The organism is Lentisphaera profundi (assembly GCF_028728065.1).
In the GTDB taxonomy this organism is placed as follows: Bacteria; Verrucomicrobiota; Lentisphaeria; order Lentisphaerales; family Lentisphaeraceae; genus Lentisphaera; species Lentisphaera profundi.
Genome location: NZ_CP117811.1, coordinates 1939266 through 1954151, shown reverse-complemented (window position 1 = coordinate 1954151; position 14886 = coordinate 1939266). Strand labels below are relative to the sequence as shown.

Here is a 14886-nt window from a genome sequence, read left to right as displayed (position 1 = left end):
TGAAAAGTGCTTAAATAGTCAGCTAAGAGTAGAAAAGCCTTTTGGCGTGAGGAGTTTTAATTACCTTTAATATTTATGATGACTTAAAGAAAAATTCTTTTACCATGAGACAATAGAGCTTTTCGATTTACTTTGATCAAAACGAATTTTAAGATTACAAGGGGACCCGTGTCTGTGGAAAAAGAGCAAAATGTAGAACGCCTGAATTTCGGTGATCGAGAAATTATCCTGATCGGTACGGCTCATGTATCAAAAGCAAGTGCAGAGCAAGTGACCAAAGTCATCGATGAAGAACAGCCTGATGCGGTGTGTATTGAGTTGTGTGAATCTCGTTATCAAAAAATCAAAGATCCGGATTCTTGGAAAAATATGGATCTAGTGAAAATTTTTAAGGAAGGGAAATTAATACTTTTCGTCATTAATTTAGTTTTGGCTTCTCATCAAAAGAAGATTGCGGAAAAATTAGGTATTAATCCTGGGCAAGAGATGTTAAATGCAATTTCTTCTGCAGAAAAGTATGAGATGAGATTAGAGCTGATCGATCGCGATGTAAAAACTACCTTAAATCGAACATGGGGACTCATGTCGATAACTAATAAATTTAAGCTCTTGGTATCGATGTTAGGAGCGCTAACTATAAGTGCTTGGACCTTGTCCTTTATTTTGTTTATCGTGCATCAGAGTAGCGAGTTGTTCACAGATTATTCTAAAATAGTTAACATGGTCATTTTAGCCTTGTTTTTCTTGCCGTTTTTACTGCCTGATGGCAATAAAAAAGAAGAGGAAGTTACTGAGGAAACTTTAGAGAAGCTGAAAGAGCAGGATATGTTGGAGAATTTGCTCGAAGAGATGGGTGAAAATTTACCTGATGTAAAAAAACGCCTGATAGATGAGCGCGATTTATACATGGTGAAAAAATTACAACAGTGTGATGCAAAAAAAATGGTAGCGGTCGTTGGAGCCGGGCACGTTCCTGGGATGTTACGTCATTGGAATGATGAGATTGATTTAGCTTCTTTAGAAGAAATGCCTCAGCCAGGAATGATGTCTAAGTTTTTTAAATATGCATTCCCTGCCTTGTTAGTCATAGGTGGCGTAGCAGGAATGTTTTTTCTCGATTTTGAACAGATTAAAGATCTGATACTCTCGTACGTCTTAATTACGGGCGGAGGAGCAGCAATAGGCGCTCTGGTCGTGTTAAGTCATCCCTGGTCAATATTTTTAGCCTTTGTCTCAGCGCCCATTACCATTTTGCATCCTGCTTTGGGAGTAGGAATGATAACAGGGGTTAGTGAGGCTATTAAGCGCAAGCCAACGGCAGGCGATTTTGAGAATTTATTGGATGATTTTGGATCTGTGAAAGGATGGATGAAGAATCGAGTGACACGTGTGTTGTTAACGTCAGTGGCGAGTTCTATGGGGGCTATTTTAGGCTTGCTATACTTCTGTCAAAAATATGATATAACAGGTTTCTTTAAGTCTTAGGGACGTCGTCGCAAAGTTGAATGAGCTTATCATAGGCAGCTGCTAACTCAAGTCTCAATGGATCCGCTATTTTTTTGAGTCGGTGTTGTTCGCTGACGTATTTTTCTTTACCTTGAGGAGTATCGACTGCGATGGGTATCATATTGAAGTCGCTTAGATCGTAGGGGGATGCTTGCATATCTAAGTACCGGCATTCAATGGCAAGTTTAAAACAACGGAGTAAAAGATCTCCTGACATGAATGGATAGAGTTTATAGGCCCATTTATAAAGATCCATGTTAGCATGTAGGCACCCGCTTTGCTCATACTGTTCTTGATTAGCTCTCTCTAGGGGATGTTGAATCATGGGAGCCGCATCTTCTGTGAAAAAACGATAAGCATCAAAATGAGTACATTGGCAAGGAGTATTCTCGACAAAATCTTCGAGAACTTTAGAGCTGATGCGTAACGGGAGCTCTTCGTGGCGCTTGGACTCAGATTTATAGATCATGCACCATTCATGGACGCCGTAGCAATTAAATACGGGCGTTTTTTGACTTGTTTTTTTAAGTAGTTCGGAAATCCATTTAAAGTTCTTTAGTCGCTGTAAGGGAAAGCGACTTGGATCAAGTTTAAAGCTTGTTTCATTTGAGTGATAATAGCCAAAAAGAAGCTCGCCATCGTGTTCTCCTTCAAGGGTAATTTCGGGGCCGGGGCTCCATAGGCGTAGACGGCTTATTTTTAAGTTGTAATAAGAAAATAGAAAATCTAAAATGGGGTGTTTCTGTCCTGAATCCCTGTATTGACGCCATTCAGTTGTGAGTGATTCGACTTCGTTTTGATGAAGAGTAGCTTTGTTTCGCCACGCCTGTTCATTTACTTGCACGGTCTTGGGTCCATTTTTTTATCAGAGATTTTGCGATTGTCGCACAGTCCTTAGGTTTAATAGCGTAATTTCCAGAAGGAGTTGCATAATCTAGGGAAATCCCCGCAAATGTTCCATTTATAAAGCAGACCGGGCCGCCGTACTGATTAGCGAGTAAAGGGATGTCATGCTGAAAGACCATTCGCTTTGGTAAGGTGTTGTATTGCTTAGCTCTATCAGGAGTGTAGGTAGTTTTAAATATTTTCCCTCCACGGATGATGTCCATTTTTATTTGCTCGTTAATTTTGAGGGATAAAAGTTTATTCAAGGTATCTGTTCCTGAAAACATGAGGTCGCCATTGATGGAATTTATTATATCGCCCACTTTTAATCCTGCTTTTTCTTCGGGTGAGTTCGCTTCTACGAAGAGGATCTTTGGACGTGCTTGTAAAGGAAATCGAATGCTGTGATAAAAGTTACTTTGTATAGTTTCGTAGGGAGCTAAAGAAACAATGCCAAGTGCAAAGGCATTTTTGTTGTCCATAGCAGTGAGGAATTTACCGGTGTTGATTGTTACCTTGTGGAAAGAGGGGGGCTTAGTTTAAAAGGAGCTTGAATGACGCTGATGTGACTTTTGCTGTCGCGCCCAATGAGGTCGATAGGATATAAGCCGCCTCGTTCATCTTGGATCATGATGTTTTCTTTAAATTCTTTTAAAGAAGTAATCAGGTAACCCTTCTCGCTAAAAGCACATGCTAAGGCGATTTGCTGGCCCTTATGGTATAGGCTATAAGTCGATTTTTTGATTTGCAGAGTTTTTTTGTTTAATACGGAGAGGAAGTCTTCATTATTCAGAGGGGTAGAATCCGCCGCGTAGCTACTGGCCAGGAGAGATAAAAAAAATAAAACACGTATCATTTAGAGCTCGCAGGGCGGTATTGTTTCCTGATTTCACCTTGATATGGACTGGCTTTGATTTTGATGGAGCCCATGCCTAAAATATCATTTACATCGTTTATGAAATCCCATGTAGGCAAAAAGTTTTTTGCATTAGAGGGCTCTAGCCAAATTTCTTTGTCGTCCTTAGTTAATACGCGGATATAGAGCTTATGGGTTGAACGAATATCTTTTAAAAAGTGTAATAGTTTTCGTTTTTGATCGGGCTGAAGTAGCGTGTTTTGATTGAAGCATGCGAAATCAGCCGTGGTAATCAATTGCTCTAGTTGTAGGCGATTGGAGTTCTGAGAAAAGCAATCAGTGAGATATTTTTCAAATTTCGGAAGTAAATCACTTTGGTTTTTGTGGACCATATTCAAGGCAGTTTGAGCGAGTAGGCGCTGCTCATAATCATTGACGATATTAATGTTTTCCGTGCACAAAGCTTTGAACTTCTCTTCGTTTTCGGGTAGAAGGTTTTCTTCCTGAATGATGATTAATGTTTGTTCAGTATAAGCAGATACAGATTGGTGGATAGGCATAGCGTTGCGAACGATGAGCTGAGTTCGAGGTTCACGTGCAAATTCAGCATCAATGAGGATGGTCGCATTCTCCTGTAAAGCTTCGCTATTTTTATCATAGTCCCAACAGATACATTCAATTCCATCACTTAGATCTTCGGCGTTAAAGGAAGCAAAAGTTTTTCCTTTTTTGGTTTTTCTAAGGTTGAGGTTAGAAATCATGACTCCAAGACGGGCAGCCACACGATCTTCGCTTTGGCTCTTGAGTTTTGCAATAGAGGCCGAACTGAATTTTTTGATAAGTTGTTTATGTTCACCAACAGGGTGGCCTGTGGCATAGAAACCTAAAAGTGTTTTTTCCAGGTCTAGCTTATAGCGTAGGTCCCATTCAGGCATGTTATCATCAGGAGAAATAGTATTGACTTCCTCAATATCTGCAAAAAGGCTCATTTGTCCCATGGCTAAATCGTTGGCCTTCGAGCTTGAGTGTTCTAACGCTCTATCAATAAACTGGGTGAGAGCCGAGCGTTTATTTCCAAATTCATCCATTCCTCCGGCTGCAATGATGCCTTCTAAGACTTTGCGACTGACGTTGGTGTGCCCTACGCGTTCACACAAGTTCATGAAGCTTTCGTATTCGCCTTGATCGCGGAGTTTTACAATGGTTTCTGATGCGGCAGTGCCGACACCTTTAATGGCGCCTAAAGCAAAACGAATGGCGCCGTTCTCTACGGAGAAAGAGACTTGGCTTTTATTGACGTGTGGAGGGAGGACTTTGATACCCAAGTTACGGCATTCTTCTAAGAAAAAAGTAATTTTATCAGCATTGCCAAGTTCCGAAGTCATAACGGCGGCCATGAATTCAGCAGGGTAGTGAGATTTTAGGTAAGCCGTTTGATAGGCGACCCATGCATAGCAAGTTGAGTGAGATTTATTAAAGGCGTAAGAGGCAAAGGCTTCCCATTTTTCCCAAGTTTCTTCCAGTTTTTTACGATTGTGACCATTAGCTTCGCCTTGGTCAAGGAACTTAGGCTTGAGTTGAGCAAGAAGATCCATCTTCTTTTTACCCATGGCCTTTCTGAGTGTATCGGCTTCGCCTTTAGTGAAGCTACCGAGTTTTTGGGAAAGTAACATCACCTGTTCTTGGTAAACTGTAATCCCGTAAGTTTCTTTAAGGTATTCATCCATGCCTTCGCAGTCATAGGTGATTTCTTCGCGGCCATGTTTACGTTCAATGAAAGAAGGTATGTAAGCAATGGGGCCGGGGCGATACAGGGCATTCATGGCGATTAAGTCAGGAAAAACTGTAGGTTGTAACTCTTTCATATATTTCTGCATGCCTGCAGATTCATATTGGAATACAGCTGTCGTTTTTCCTTCTTGGAAAAGCTTATAAGTTTTTCTGTCGTCAATAGGGATGGTTTCGATGTCAATTTCGACACCGTGATTCTTTCTGATGAGGCCAAGTGTATCTTTGATTAAAGTCAGAGTTCTGAGGCCTAAGAAGTCCATCTTTAAGAGGCCTAAGTCTTCGCAAGGACCAGCAGAGAATTGAGTGACGACCTCGCCATTGGCGCCAGCCATGAGCGGTATCAGGTTAGTTAAGTCTTGGTCGCCAATAATAACTCCACAAGCATGGATACCCATGTTTCTATTAAGGCCTTCAAGGGGCATGGCATTATCAATAATTTGCTTTACCCATTCTTCGCCATCTTTAAGCGCAATGAGTTCTTCACTTTTTATTTTCGGGTCAAATAGAGCTTTGTGTAAAGTGATTTTTAAGTCTTCGGGTATGAGCTTTGTTATTTGGTCGGCACGAGTGTGTTCATAGCCTAGCGCACGAGTGACATCTTTAATAACTGCTTTGGCTTTCATGGTGCCATAGGTACCAATTTGGGCTACTTTTTCACGTCCGTATTTATTGCGTACGTAGTCAATAACTTCGGGTCTGCGACGCTCGCAAAAGTCAATATCAAAATCCGGAGGGGAGATACGTTCGGGGTTGAGGAAACGTTCGAAAAGCAAGTTGTATTCAATAGGATCAATATTGGTAATGCCGGTGAGGTAGGCCACGATTGATCCGGCGCCAGATCCACGACCTGGGCCTACGGGAATGCCATTTGTTTTTGACCAATTTATAAAGTCCCAAACTACTAAGAAATAGGAGTCGTAGCCGGCCTTATGGATGACGCCTAATTCAAAGTCTGTTCGTTCAACGATCTCTTTTTCGCGTTTATCCTTAGGGTTTTTGTGATCAAGATTATAGCGTTTTTCTAAGCCCTCTACACAGATTTCTAGGAGGTGTTGCTCTTGAGTGCGGTTATTAGTCATCGGGTAGATGGGGTAATGCTCGCGAATATCAAATTCGACATCACATAAAGCTGCGATTTTTCGAGTGTTCTCTAGTGCTTCTGGGATATCAGAGAAAAGCTCTTCCATCTCTTCAGGGAGGTGAAGGTAGTAATTCTTTTCTGGGTAACGGAGCTTTTGGGGGTCATGAACTGTTTTTTCACCAACGCAGCAGACTATATCGTGAGGAATGGCCATTTTTTCTTCTGGGTAAAAGACTGTCTGTGAGGCAACTAATCCGATATTGTTTTCTTTAGCAAGACTGATGACTTTGGGGTATTTCTCTTCGTCGCCGGCGCGTTTATGTTTCTGTAGTTCTAGGAAGAGGTGCTCTTTCCCGAATACGTCTATGTAGAAATTCAGAGAATTACTGGGGTCGGCGTTATTGTCATAATCCGAGGCGATATCACTATTGTGAAAGGGGATTATGGCGATAATTCCTTCGCAGTGCTGTCGTAGGAATGCGCGATCAATGCGCGGTTTAATATGAAAACCCTCTAGGTGTGAGTGGGCATTGATTTTACATAAGTTTTGATAGCCAATGTTATTTTTGGCCAAAAGGATCAAACCATTGAAGGAACTCATGTTACTAGGGTTTTGAGTTCTTGAATTGTTTAGATAAATGAAACAGCCAAGGATAGGCTGGATGCCAATTTTCTTGAGCCCATTAGTGAAAGCAATCGAACCACACATATTTCCAAAGTCAGTTAGAGCGGCAGCTTTAAAGCCTCCTTTCTCCAATCTTTTAATAAGTGCAGGCATGGTACAGGCAGATTGCAGCATACTGAAATCTGTATGGTTATGGAGGGGTACGTACGGGCTGTTACTCATGACAAAAACTTATTGAACTCCTGTATAGGCTTGAAGAATTCAATAAGTTATGATTTTGCGAGGTTTTTACCAATCCATACGGGTAGGAATCTGAGCATTATTCAAGTCTTCTTTGATGCCTGAGCAAGTATGTGTTCCGTAGTGAACCATACTGGCGACTAATGCTGCTTCGGCATGGGTTTGAGAGAGGACGGCTATAAGATGTTCTGAGTCCCCCGCGCCACCACTGGCAATAACCGGAATTTGAACCGATTTAGAAATTAATTGAGTTAGTTCTAAATCGTAGCCTTGTTTCATACCATCAGCATCAATAGAGTTTAAGCAGATTTCTCCTGCACCTAGTTGTTCAGCTTCTTGAGCCCATGCTAAAGCATCTTTTTCGGTTTCAGTTCTTCCGCCGTGGATAACAACTTGATAGCCACTTGGGAATTTCTCAGATTTTTCAACTTTCTGAGCATCCATGCCTAAAACAATACATTGTTTGCCAAAGAGTTGAGCTCCTTGGTGGATGATTTGCGGATCTCGCACGGCAAGAGAGTTTAAGCTTACTTTTTCGGCGCCAGCTAGAAGTACATTGCGCATGTCATCTACATTTCTGATTCCTCCTCCTACAGAGAAGGGGATGAAGACATTTTTTGCGACATCGCGAACCATATCAAGATCGATGGGGCGTTGCTCAGCAGAGGCAGTGATGTCGTAAAAAACGAGTTCGTCGACGCCATCATTTACGTATTGACAAGCCATCTCCACCGGATCACCGATGTCTACGTTGCCTTTGAATTTGATTCCTTTGGTGACTTTTTTATTACGTACATCTAGGCAGACAATGAGGCGTTTATTTAGCATTGTTAGTTCCGTCCCATGTTGAGAAATTTTTGAGTAATTGAAGTCCGTGACGACCGCTTTTTTCAGGGTGAAATTGAGTCGCTATAAGATTATTTTTAGTGATGGCGCAGGTGAATGAAATAGAGCCATAATCAGTCGATGCTATCGCCATGGTTTTGTCTTCGGGGCAAGGGTAGTAAGAGTGAACAAAATAAAAGTTACTCCCGTTTTCGATGTCTTTGAAAAGAGGGTGCGGCTTAGAAAAGTTCACCTGATTCCAGCCCATGTGAGGGACGGATCTTTTTTCGTCCTGAGGAAAGTCAAAGTGGATGACATTACCAGGTATTAAGCCTAAACACTCGGTGCCTTGGTCTTCTTCAGAAAAATTAAAGATTATTTGCGTGCCTAAGCAGATGCCCAAGAAGGGCTTGCCTGAAGCTACGTAATCTTTGATGGCTTGTTCTAAGCCTTTTTCTTGTAAAACTTTAATTGCAGAGGCCGCTGCTCCGACGCCCGGAAAAATGACTCGTTCGGCGGCACTGATTTCTTTGGGGTCTGCACTGATGGTCCATGGGACATTGATACTTTCAAGAGCGAGACAGACGGAGCGTAGGTTTCCTGCACCGTAATCGATTACTGTGATCATGTTTGTTCCTTTGATTTTTTTTGTAATATGTGCCCACGTGAAAATATATCATTAGCAATTCATGTATAATTGCCTGAAAAGCCTTCGAGAGGCAGAGAGTTTCTTGAAAAAGTTGTTTTTTTATTGTTTTAGGAGTGCGATTTTTTTAAGATATCTTGACTGAGGGTGTAATTTCTACTTTAATTAATTATATTAATGATTGAAGAGAAGGGGCTATCTCTAAATATATAGAGAATCGATTATGGTAGGAATGTATAAAATTTTTAGGAATCTTAGTTTTTTGTTACTGGTGTTGTGCACTAGTGCTTTGGGCGGGGATACTGTGCCTCGTACAGAGAGTGAAGTTAAGGCCGCCTTCTTGTTTACATTCTTAAAATACCTTGAGCACAGTGGAAATAAAACAGAACCGATCATTATCACTGTTGTAGGTAAAGATCCTTTTTCTGGAGCATTAAAAAAATATGCCGGGCGACAGGTTAAGGGTCGCGAAGTAAAACTAGTTTATCTAGATCACAATATTAAAGACATTGAAAAAGGGAGCAAGTCTCATTTACTTTACATAGATGATAGTGCGATTCTTCTACAGAAAAAAGTGCTCAAGCTCTATGAACCTTATAAGCCCCTGACAATTGCAGACAATGAGTGGTTCTTAGAATCAGGAGGCATGATTAATTTTGTGACGATGTCACGTAAGATTCGCTGGGAAGTGAATCATCAAGTAATTAAAAAAAATGATATTGCTATTTCTTCAAAAGTACTGCGTCTCGCAGTTAATAAGGAGAATAAGTGATGTTAAATCGTAGTTTACAGACTCGCTTCTTTTTTGTGATAACAGCCATCGTTTTTTTTGCAACGGTTACATCGGTCGCATTGATTACTATTAATGGCTATCAATTTAGGAAGAAAAATTTAGAAGATCAATCCTATGTCTTAGCAGGTATAATGGGTCAGAATGCGAGTGCCGCCATTGAGTTTGGTAATCAAGATGATGCCATTACAATACTTCAGTCACTGGAAGGGGTTAATTCGATCGATTCAATTGCCATCTATGTTGAGGGGGAGAAATTTGCTCATTATGCATCTTCAGTGAAAATGATTCCAGAATTTAAAATGAAAGAATTGGATGACGCCTTCACTTACGCAGAGGATAAACTCTATGTCAAAAGGGATATTATCTATGATGGAGAGTTTTTGGGGACGGTTGTCATTGTAGATGATTTAGATAGTTTGAGCGGCCCTTTCTATAAGAGTCTTAATTTTGTTATATCTGTATTTATCGTCGTCATATTAGTTTCCAGTTTTTTGAGTTTCAAGATCTTAAAAAAATTGATATCGCCTCTGATTCATCTTTCGGATACGGCACGTAAAGTTTCGCAGTATCATACATATAATTTAAGAGCTGAGTATAAAGGTAGAGATGAGATAGGTGAATTGACTAGTTCATTTAATGAGATGTTGACAGAAATTCAAGCTCGTGAAGATACCATAAATCGCGAGCGAAATAAGGCCGAGCAAAGAGCTGTAGAAGCTGAAGATGCTAATAAGAGGGCGGAGATACAGTTTGATCAGAGATTAGTCGCAGAGTCAGCAAATAAAATGAAGAGTGAATTTTTGGCGAATGTGAGTCATGAAATTAGAACTCCGATGAATGCAATTTTAGGCTTTAGTGAACTATTGGAAAAAGAAGTTCAACAGGAGGGGCCACTAGAATATGTACAAGCAATTAATAGTAGTGGACGTTCTTTGCTTCATTTAATAAATGATATCTTAGATTTATCTAAAGTTGAGGCTGGGAAGTTAGAGTTGAGCTTTAGCAATGTAGATTTGCGATCCGTGGTGAATGAATTCACGACAGTTTTTTCACGCGAAATCGAAAAGAAGGGGCTAGAGTTGATTGTGGTAGTGGATGACTCTGTCCCCGATTTGGTTTTTTTAGACGAGGTTAGGATTCGTCAGATACTTTTTAATCTTATTGGCAATGCGATTAAATTTACAAATGAAGGCTATATCAAGGTAGCGGTGAAAGCGGAATTAAAGCCTAGTGGTCTAGTCGATTTAGATTTTACAGTGGAAGATACTGGGGTAGGTATTGGAGAAGAAGCCAACCGTAAGATTTTTGGAGCGTTTAATCAGGCATCGGCAGAGATAAGTAAAGAGTATGGCGGTACGGGACTAGGTTTAAGTATTTGTAAAGAGCTCTCGCAATTAATGGGTGGTGTTATTAGTTTAGCTTCAGAGAAAGGGAAAGGTTCAGTGTTTACGGTGAGTCTTAAGTCTGTGAAAGTTGAATTGAAACCCAAAAGAGAAGAACAGCCACTTAAGCTTGAAAATAAGTATAAATTTGAGGCTTCACGGATACTTATAGTAGATGATACTTTTTTAAATCGTATGCTCCTAAAAGAATTTTTGAAGGAGTTTCCATTTGAGTTAGCGGAAGCAGAAAATGGCCAAGAAGCCTTAGATATCTTGGAGGATTTTGATGCAGATTTAATCTTGATGGACATGAAGATGCCTATTATGGATGGTCGCCAGGCAACAGCAAAAATAAAATCATCAGCATTATTGAAGCATAAGCCAGTGATAGCGGTGACGGCTTCAGCAATGAAAGCAAGTGAAGATGAGATTAGTGAACTCTGTGATGACTTTCTTAGAAAGCCTTTCAAGATGGATGATTTACTTGTTCTCTTATTGCGTTACCTAAAACATTCATAATTCCAAAATCCCTCCCCTTACGAGTCAGTAGTCCCGGGATTTAGTTTTTTTGTAGATCCGGCGTGGCTAAAAATTTCGATTTTGTAATTTATCAGACCAGTAAAAATGAAATCCCCAATGTTTCAGGTTGTTTGATGGGGGATTTGAGAAAAATCCTCCATTTCGACCCTTCTGTGTGTACTCTTTTTTTTGCTTTTGCTTTTTACGGTGCTTTAGTACGGTTAAAATTAATTAAAACTTGGAGAAACCATTGAAAATTAAAAAGTTCAAAAAACTTTTGGTCGCGAATAGAAGTGAAATTGCTATTCGTGTCTTTCGTGCGGCAACAGAGTTAGGTATTCGTACAGTAGCTATTTATTCTCATGAAGATCGTTTTGCTTTACACAGATTTAAAGCCGATGAAGCCTACCAAGTGGGTACTCCAGGCGAACCAGTTAAAGCGTATTTAGGTATAGAAGGCATTATTGCTTTAGCGATAGAAAAAGAAGTCGATGCTATTCACCCTGGCTATGGTTTTTTATCGGAGAATGCGGAATTCGCAAAAGCCTGTGCAAAAGCGGGTATAGCTTTTATTGGCCCAGCAGTTTCTTTACTTGAAGGTCTTGGCGACAAGATGGCCGCTAAGAAAATTGCAAAAAAAGCTGAAGTTCCTATTTTGAGTGGGGGCTTAGAGCCATTAAGAAATATTGAAGCCGCTCGTGCAGTTGCTAATGATTTGGGTTACCCCGTCATCGTAAAAGCTGCTCATGGTGGTGGTGGTCGCGGTATGCGTGTTGTCAATAGTGGCGATGAACTTCAACAAAAATTAGAAGAAGCCCAACGTGAATCTTTGACTGCTTTTGGTTCAGATGAATGTTTCATAGAAAAATTCATTGTTAAAGCGAAGCATATTGAAGTACAGATTTTGGGTGACTTACATGGTAACCTAGTACATTTATATGATCGTGACTGTTCCTTACAGCGTCGTCATCAGAAAATCATCGAAGTGGCCCCATCAGTGGGTTTATCAGAAGAACTACGCGGAGAGATATGTGCAGCGGCAGTTAAAATTTGTGAATCGGTAGATTATCAAAATGCTGGTACGGTAGAGTTTTTATTAGACACGGATACAAATAAGTTTTTCTTTATTGAAATTAATCCACGTATTCAAGTTGAGCATACAGTTACTGAAACCGTTACGGGTTTAGATATCGTAAAACGCCAAATTCTCATTGGACAAGGTTACCCTTTACATTCAGAAGAAATCAGTATTACGGGTCAAGATGATATTAAAGTACATGCCTTTGCTTTCCAGTGTCGTATAACCACAGAAGATCCAGGCAATAACTTTATCCCTGATTATGGTAAAATTGAACACTATCGTTCTTCAGGTGGCATGGGCATACGTTTAGATGCAGGTACGGCTTTTTCAGGTGCGGTAGTTACACCTTATTATGATTCGATGTTAGTAAAAGTGACTTCGGCAGGATCATCATTTAAAGATGCAGTTCAGCGTATGAATCGAGCTTTGCAAGAATTTCGTATTCGTGGTGTAAAGACAAATATTCCTTTTGTTACCAATCTCGTTAATGAGCCGGATTTTCTTGCCGGTAAGTGTACGACGCGTTTTATTGATGAAAAACCAGGACTTTTCCACTTTCCTAAAAAACGTGACCGTGCAACAAAGTTATTGAGATTTTTAGGTGAAGTATCAGTGAATGGTAACCCTTTACTAAAAGGTAAAGACGCACCTAAGGAAATTGTTCGACGTATTGCCCCAGTTCCTGCGATGGATTTATCAAAAGCCCGTCCGGAAGGAACGAGAGATCGTCTCTTGAAGTTAGGTCCAGAAGCCTTTACACAAGAAATTCTCAAAGAGAAAAAACTCCTAATAACTGACACCACCATGCGTGATGCTCATCAATCCTTGTTTGCGACTCGTATGAGAACTCATGATATGTTGAATGTGGCAGAGCGTTATTCTCGTGAACACAGTGATTTATTCTCTATGGAGATGTGGGGTGGCGCGACTTTCGATACTTCAATGCGTTTCCTTAGAGAATCGCCTTGGGATCGTTTACGTAGATTGCGTAAAGCTTGTCCGAACATTTTATTCCAGATGCTTTTCCGTGGATCAAATGGTGTAGGTTATACCAATTATCCAGATAATGTTGTACGCGAGTTTATTCAGCGTTGCGCAGCTGAAGGCATGGATGTATTCAGAATTTTCGACTCTTTAAACTGGGTTGAAAATATGAAAGTAGCGATAGAGGAAACTCTGAAGACTGGCGCTATTTGTGAAGCAACAGTTTGTTACACGGGAGATATCTTAGATACAAAACGTACTAAATATACTCTTGAGTACTACGTCAAAATGGCGAAAGAGCTTGAGTCTTTAGGTGCACATATGATTGCCTTAAAAGATATGGCAGGCTTATTAAAACCTTATGCAGCCTCAGAATTGATTTCAGCCTTAAAAGCAGAAGTGAATATCCCTATCCATTTACACACACACGACACCAGTTCAGGTCAAATTGCCACATTGATTAAAGCCGCGGAAGCTGGTGTAGATGTTGTTGATTGTGCATTTGGACCTTTATCTGGTTTGACTTCACAAGCAAATTTAAATACGCTTGTAGAAATGATGCGTTATACAGAACGTGATACGGGTATGGCTTATGAGCCATTAGAGCGTACGGGTGAATATTGGGGCGTCGTTCGTAAATATTATTCAGCCTTTGAGACTTCACAACGTTATGGTGCGGCAGATGTTTATCGCCATGAAATGCCAGGTGGTCAATACACAAATCTATTCCAACAGGCATCCAGCCTAGGCTTAGCCGAACGTTGGTTCGAGGTCTGTGATCGTTACCGTCAAGTGAATGAAGCTTTTGGTGATATTGTAAAAGTAACTCCATCGTCAAAAGTTGTGGGTGATATGGCACTTATGTTAGTAGCAAACAACCTCGAAGCGAATGATCTATTAGAAGGTGATAAAGAAGTCGCTTTCCCGCAATCAGTAGTAGATATGATGCAGGGATGGTTAGGTCAGCCAGAAGGTGGCTTCCCAGAAGATATTCGCGAGAAAGTACTGAAAGGTAAAGAGCATTTCACTGATCGTCCTGGCTTACATAAAGATGCGATGGACTTAGTGTCTGTCCAAGCTGATGTAGAAAAGAAATTGGAACGTAAGATAACCGACGCCGAACTCATGGCATACGTTATGTACCCGGATGTCTTTGTCGATTTTGCTAATCACAAACGCATTTATGGCGAAGTAATGAATATTCCTACGCCAGTTTTCTTCTATGGATTACCCATGCATGAAGAGGTTCAAATTGAGTTGGATGAAGGTAAAACGCTCTTTATTAAATTAGTGGCATTAGGTTCAGAGAATCAAGATGGCGAAGTAACTGTTTACTTTGAATTGAATGGTCAACCACGATCAATTAATATTGTAACTGAGCACGCAGCGGCTAATTCAACTGCTCGACGTCAGGCTGAGCTCGGTAACGAGGATCAAGTCGGTGCTCCAATGCCAGGTCTTGTGGTAAGTGTTCATGTACAAGTAGGTGACGAAATCAGCAAAAACACTCCTATTGCGGTCATGGAAGCCATGAAAATGGAAACAACGATTATGGCAGAAAGAGATGGTGTGGTTGGTGAAGTTTTGGTCGCAGCAGGTGATAATGTTAAAGCTAAAGACTTACTCGTTGTTTATAAATAAACCACAGTAGATCATGTTTTACAAAAAAAAG

The 14886-nt window shown here is 40.5% G+C and carries 10 protein-coding genes; 4 read left to right on the top strand and 6 right to left on the bottom strand.

The window, feature by feature from the left end; genetic code table 11:
• Positions 1 to 174: 174 nt before the first annotated feature.
• On the top strand, positions 175 to 1485 hold the full coding sequence (locus PQO03_RS07820) for a TraB/GumN family protein (RefSeq protein ID WP_274149327.1): 1311 nt from the start codon (positions 175 to 177) through the stop codon (positions 1483 to 1485).
• Here PQO03_RS07820 and PQO03_RS07815 read toward each other — a convergent pair.
• The 6 genes from PQO03_RS07815 to hisH form a co-directional block, all read right to left on the bottom strand.
• Positions 1475 to 2350 carry a hypothetical protein gene (locus tag PQO03_RS07815; protein ID WP_274149326.1) on the bottom strand — a complete coding sequence of 292 codons (876 nt, stop codon included), beginning with the start codon at positions 2348 to 2350 and terminating at the stop codon, positions 1475 to 1477. The genes PQO03_RS07820 and PQO03_RS07815 overlap by 11 nt on opposite strands.
• The gene (locus PQO03_RS07810) at positions 2337 to 2873 is read right to left on the bottom strand and encodes a PDZ domain-containing protein (RefSeq protein WP_274149325.1); all 537 of its coding nucleotides are present in this window, start codon (positions 2871 to 2873) and stop codon (positions 2337 to 2339) included. The genes PQO03_RS07815 and PQO03_RS07810 overlap by 14 nt, the downstream gene beginning before the upstream one ends.
• 29 nt (positions 2874 to 2902) lie before the next feature.
• Positions 2903 to 3247 carry a hypothetical protein gene (locus PQO03_RS07805; RefSeq protein ID WP_274149324.1) on the bottom strand — a complete coding sequence of 115 codons (345 nt, stop codon included), beginning with the start codon at positions 3245 to 3247 and terminating at the stop codon, positions 2903 to 2905.
• Complete coding sequence (dnaE, locus tag PQO03_RS07800) at positions 3244 to 6966, bottom strand: DNA polymerase III subunit alpha (RefSeq protein WP_274149322.1); 3723 nt, start codon at positions 6964 to 6966, stop codon at positions 3244 to 3246. Before dnaE ends, PQO03_RS07805 begins: the two co-directional genes overlap by 4 nt.
• A 66-nt stretch (positions 6967 to 7032) precedes the next feature.
• Entirely contained in the window at positions 7033 to 7812 is a 780-nt protein-coding gene (gene hisF, locus PQO03_RS07795) for an imidazole glycerol phosphate synthase subunit HisF (RefSeq protein WP_274149321.1), read from the bottom strand.
• Entirely contained in the window at positions 7802 to 8437 is a 636-nt protein-coding gene (hisH, locus tag PQO03_RS07790; protein ID WP_274149320.1) for an imidazole glycerol phosphate synthase subunit HisH, read from the bottom strand. The genes hisF and hisH overlap by 11 nt, the downstream gene beginning before the upstream one ends.
• 250 nt (positions 8438 to 8687) lie before the next feature.
• Between hisH and PQO03_RS07785 the strand changes: the two genes are divergently transcribed.
• The 3 genes from PQO03_RS07785 to PQO03_RS07775 all read left to right on the top strand — a co-directional run bounded on the left by PQO03_RS07785 (position 8688) and on the right by PQO03_RS07775 (position 14855).
• Positions 8688 to 9227, top strand: coding sequence for a YfiR family protein (locus PQO03_RS07785; RefSeq protein ID WP_274149318.1), 540 nt, complete (start codon positions 8688 to 8690; stop codon positions 9225 to 9227).
• The gene (locus tag PQO03_RS07780) at positions 9227 to 11149 is read left to right on the top strand and encodes an ATP-binding protein (RefSeq protein WP_274149317.1); all 1923 of its coding nucleotides are present in this window, start codon (positions 9227 to 9229) and stop codon (positions 11147 to 11149) included. The genes PQO03_RS07785 and PQO03_RS07780 overlap by 1 nt, the downstream gene beginning before the upstream one ends.
• A gap of 250 nt (positions 11150 to 11399) precedes the next feature.
• Entirely contained in the window at positions 11400 to 14855 is a 3456-nt protein-coding gene (locus tag PQO03_RS07775; protein WP_274149315.1) for a pyruvate carboxylase, read from the top strand.
• The last annotated feature ends 31 nt before the right edge of the window (positions 14856 to 14886 follow it).

What these genes read in the sequence shown, in the direction of transcription:
- PQO03_RS07810 (WP_274149325.1), bottom strand. Translation starts at nt 2,873, where the DNA reads ATGGACAACAAAAATGCCTTTGCACTTGGCATTGTTTCTTTAGCTCCC.
- PQO03_RS07805 (WP_274149324.1), bottom strand. Translation starts at nt 3,247, where the DNA reads ATGATACGTGTTTTATTTTTTTTATCTCTCCTGGCCAGTAGCTACGCG.
- dnaE (WP_274149322.1), bottom strand. Translation starts at nt 6,966, where the DNA reads ATGAGTAACAGCCCGTACGTACCCCTCCATAACCATACAGATTTCAGT.
- hisF (WP_274149321.1), bottom strand. Translation starts at nt 7,812, where the DNA reads ATGCTAAATAAACGCCTCATTGTCTGCCTAGATGTACGTAATAAAAAA.
- hisH (WP_274149320.1), bottom strand. Translation starts at nt 8,437, where the DNA reads ATGATCACAGTAATCGATTACGGTGCAGGAAACCTACGCTCCGTCTGT.
- PQO03_RS07785 (WP_274149318.1), top strand. Translation starts at nt 8,688, where the DNA reads ATGTATAAAATTTTTAGGAATCTTAGTTTTTTGTTACTGGTGTTGTGC.
- PQO03_RS07780 (WP_274149317.1), top strand. Translation starts at nt 9,227, where the DNA reads ATGTTAAATCGTAGTTTACAGACTCGCTTCTTTTTTGTGATAACAGCC.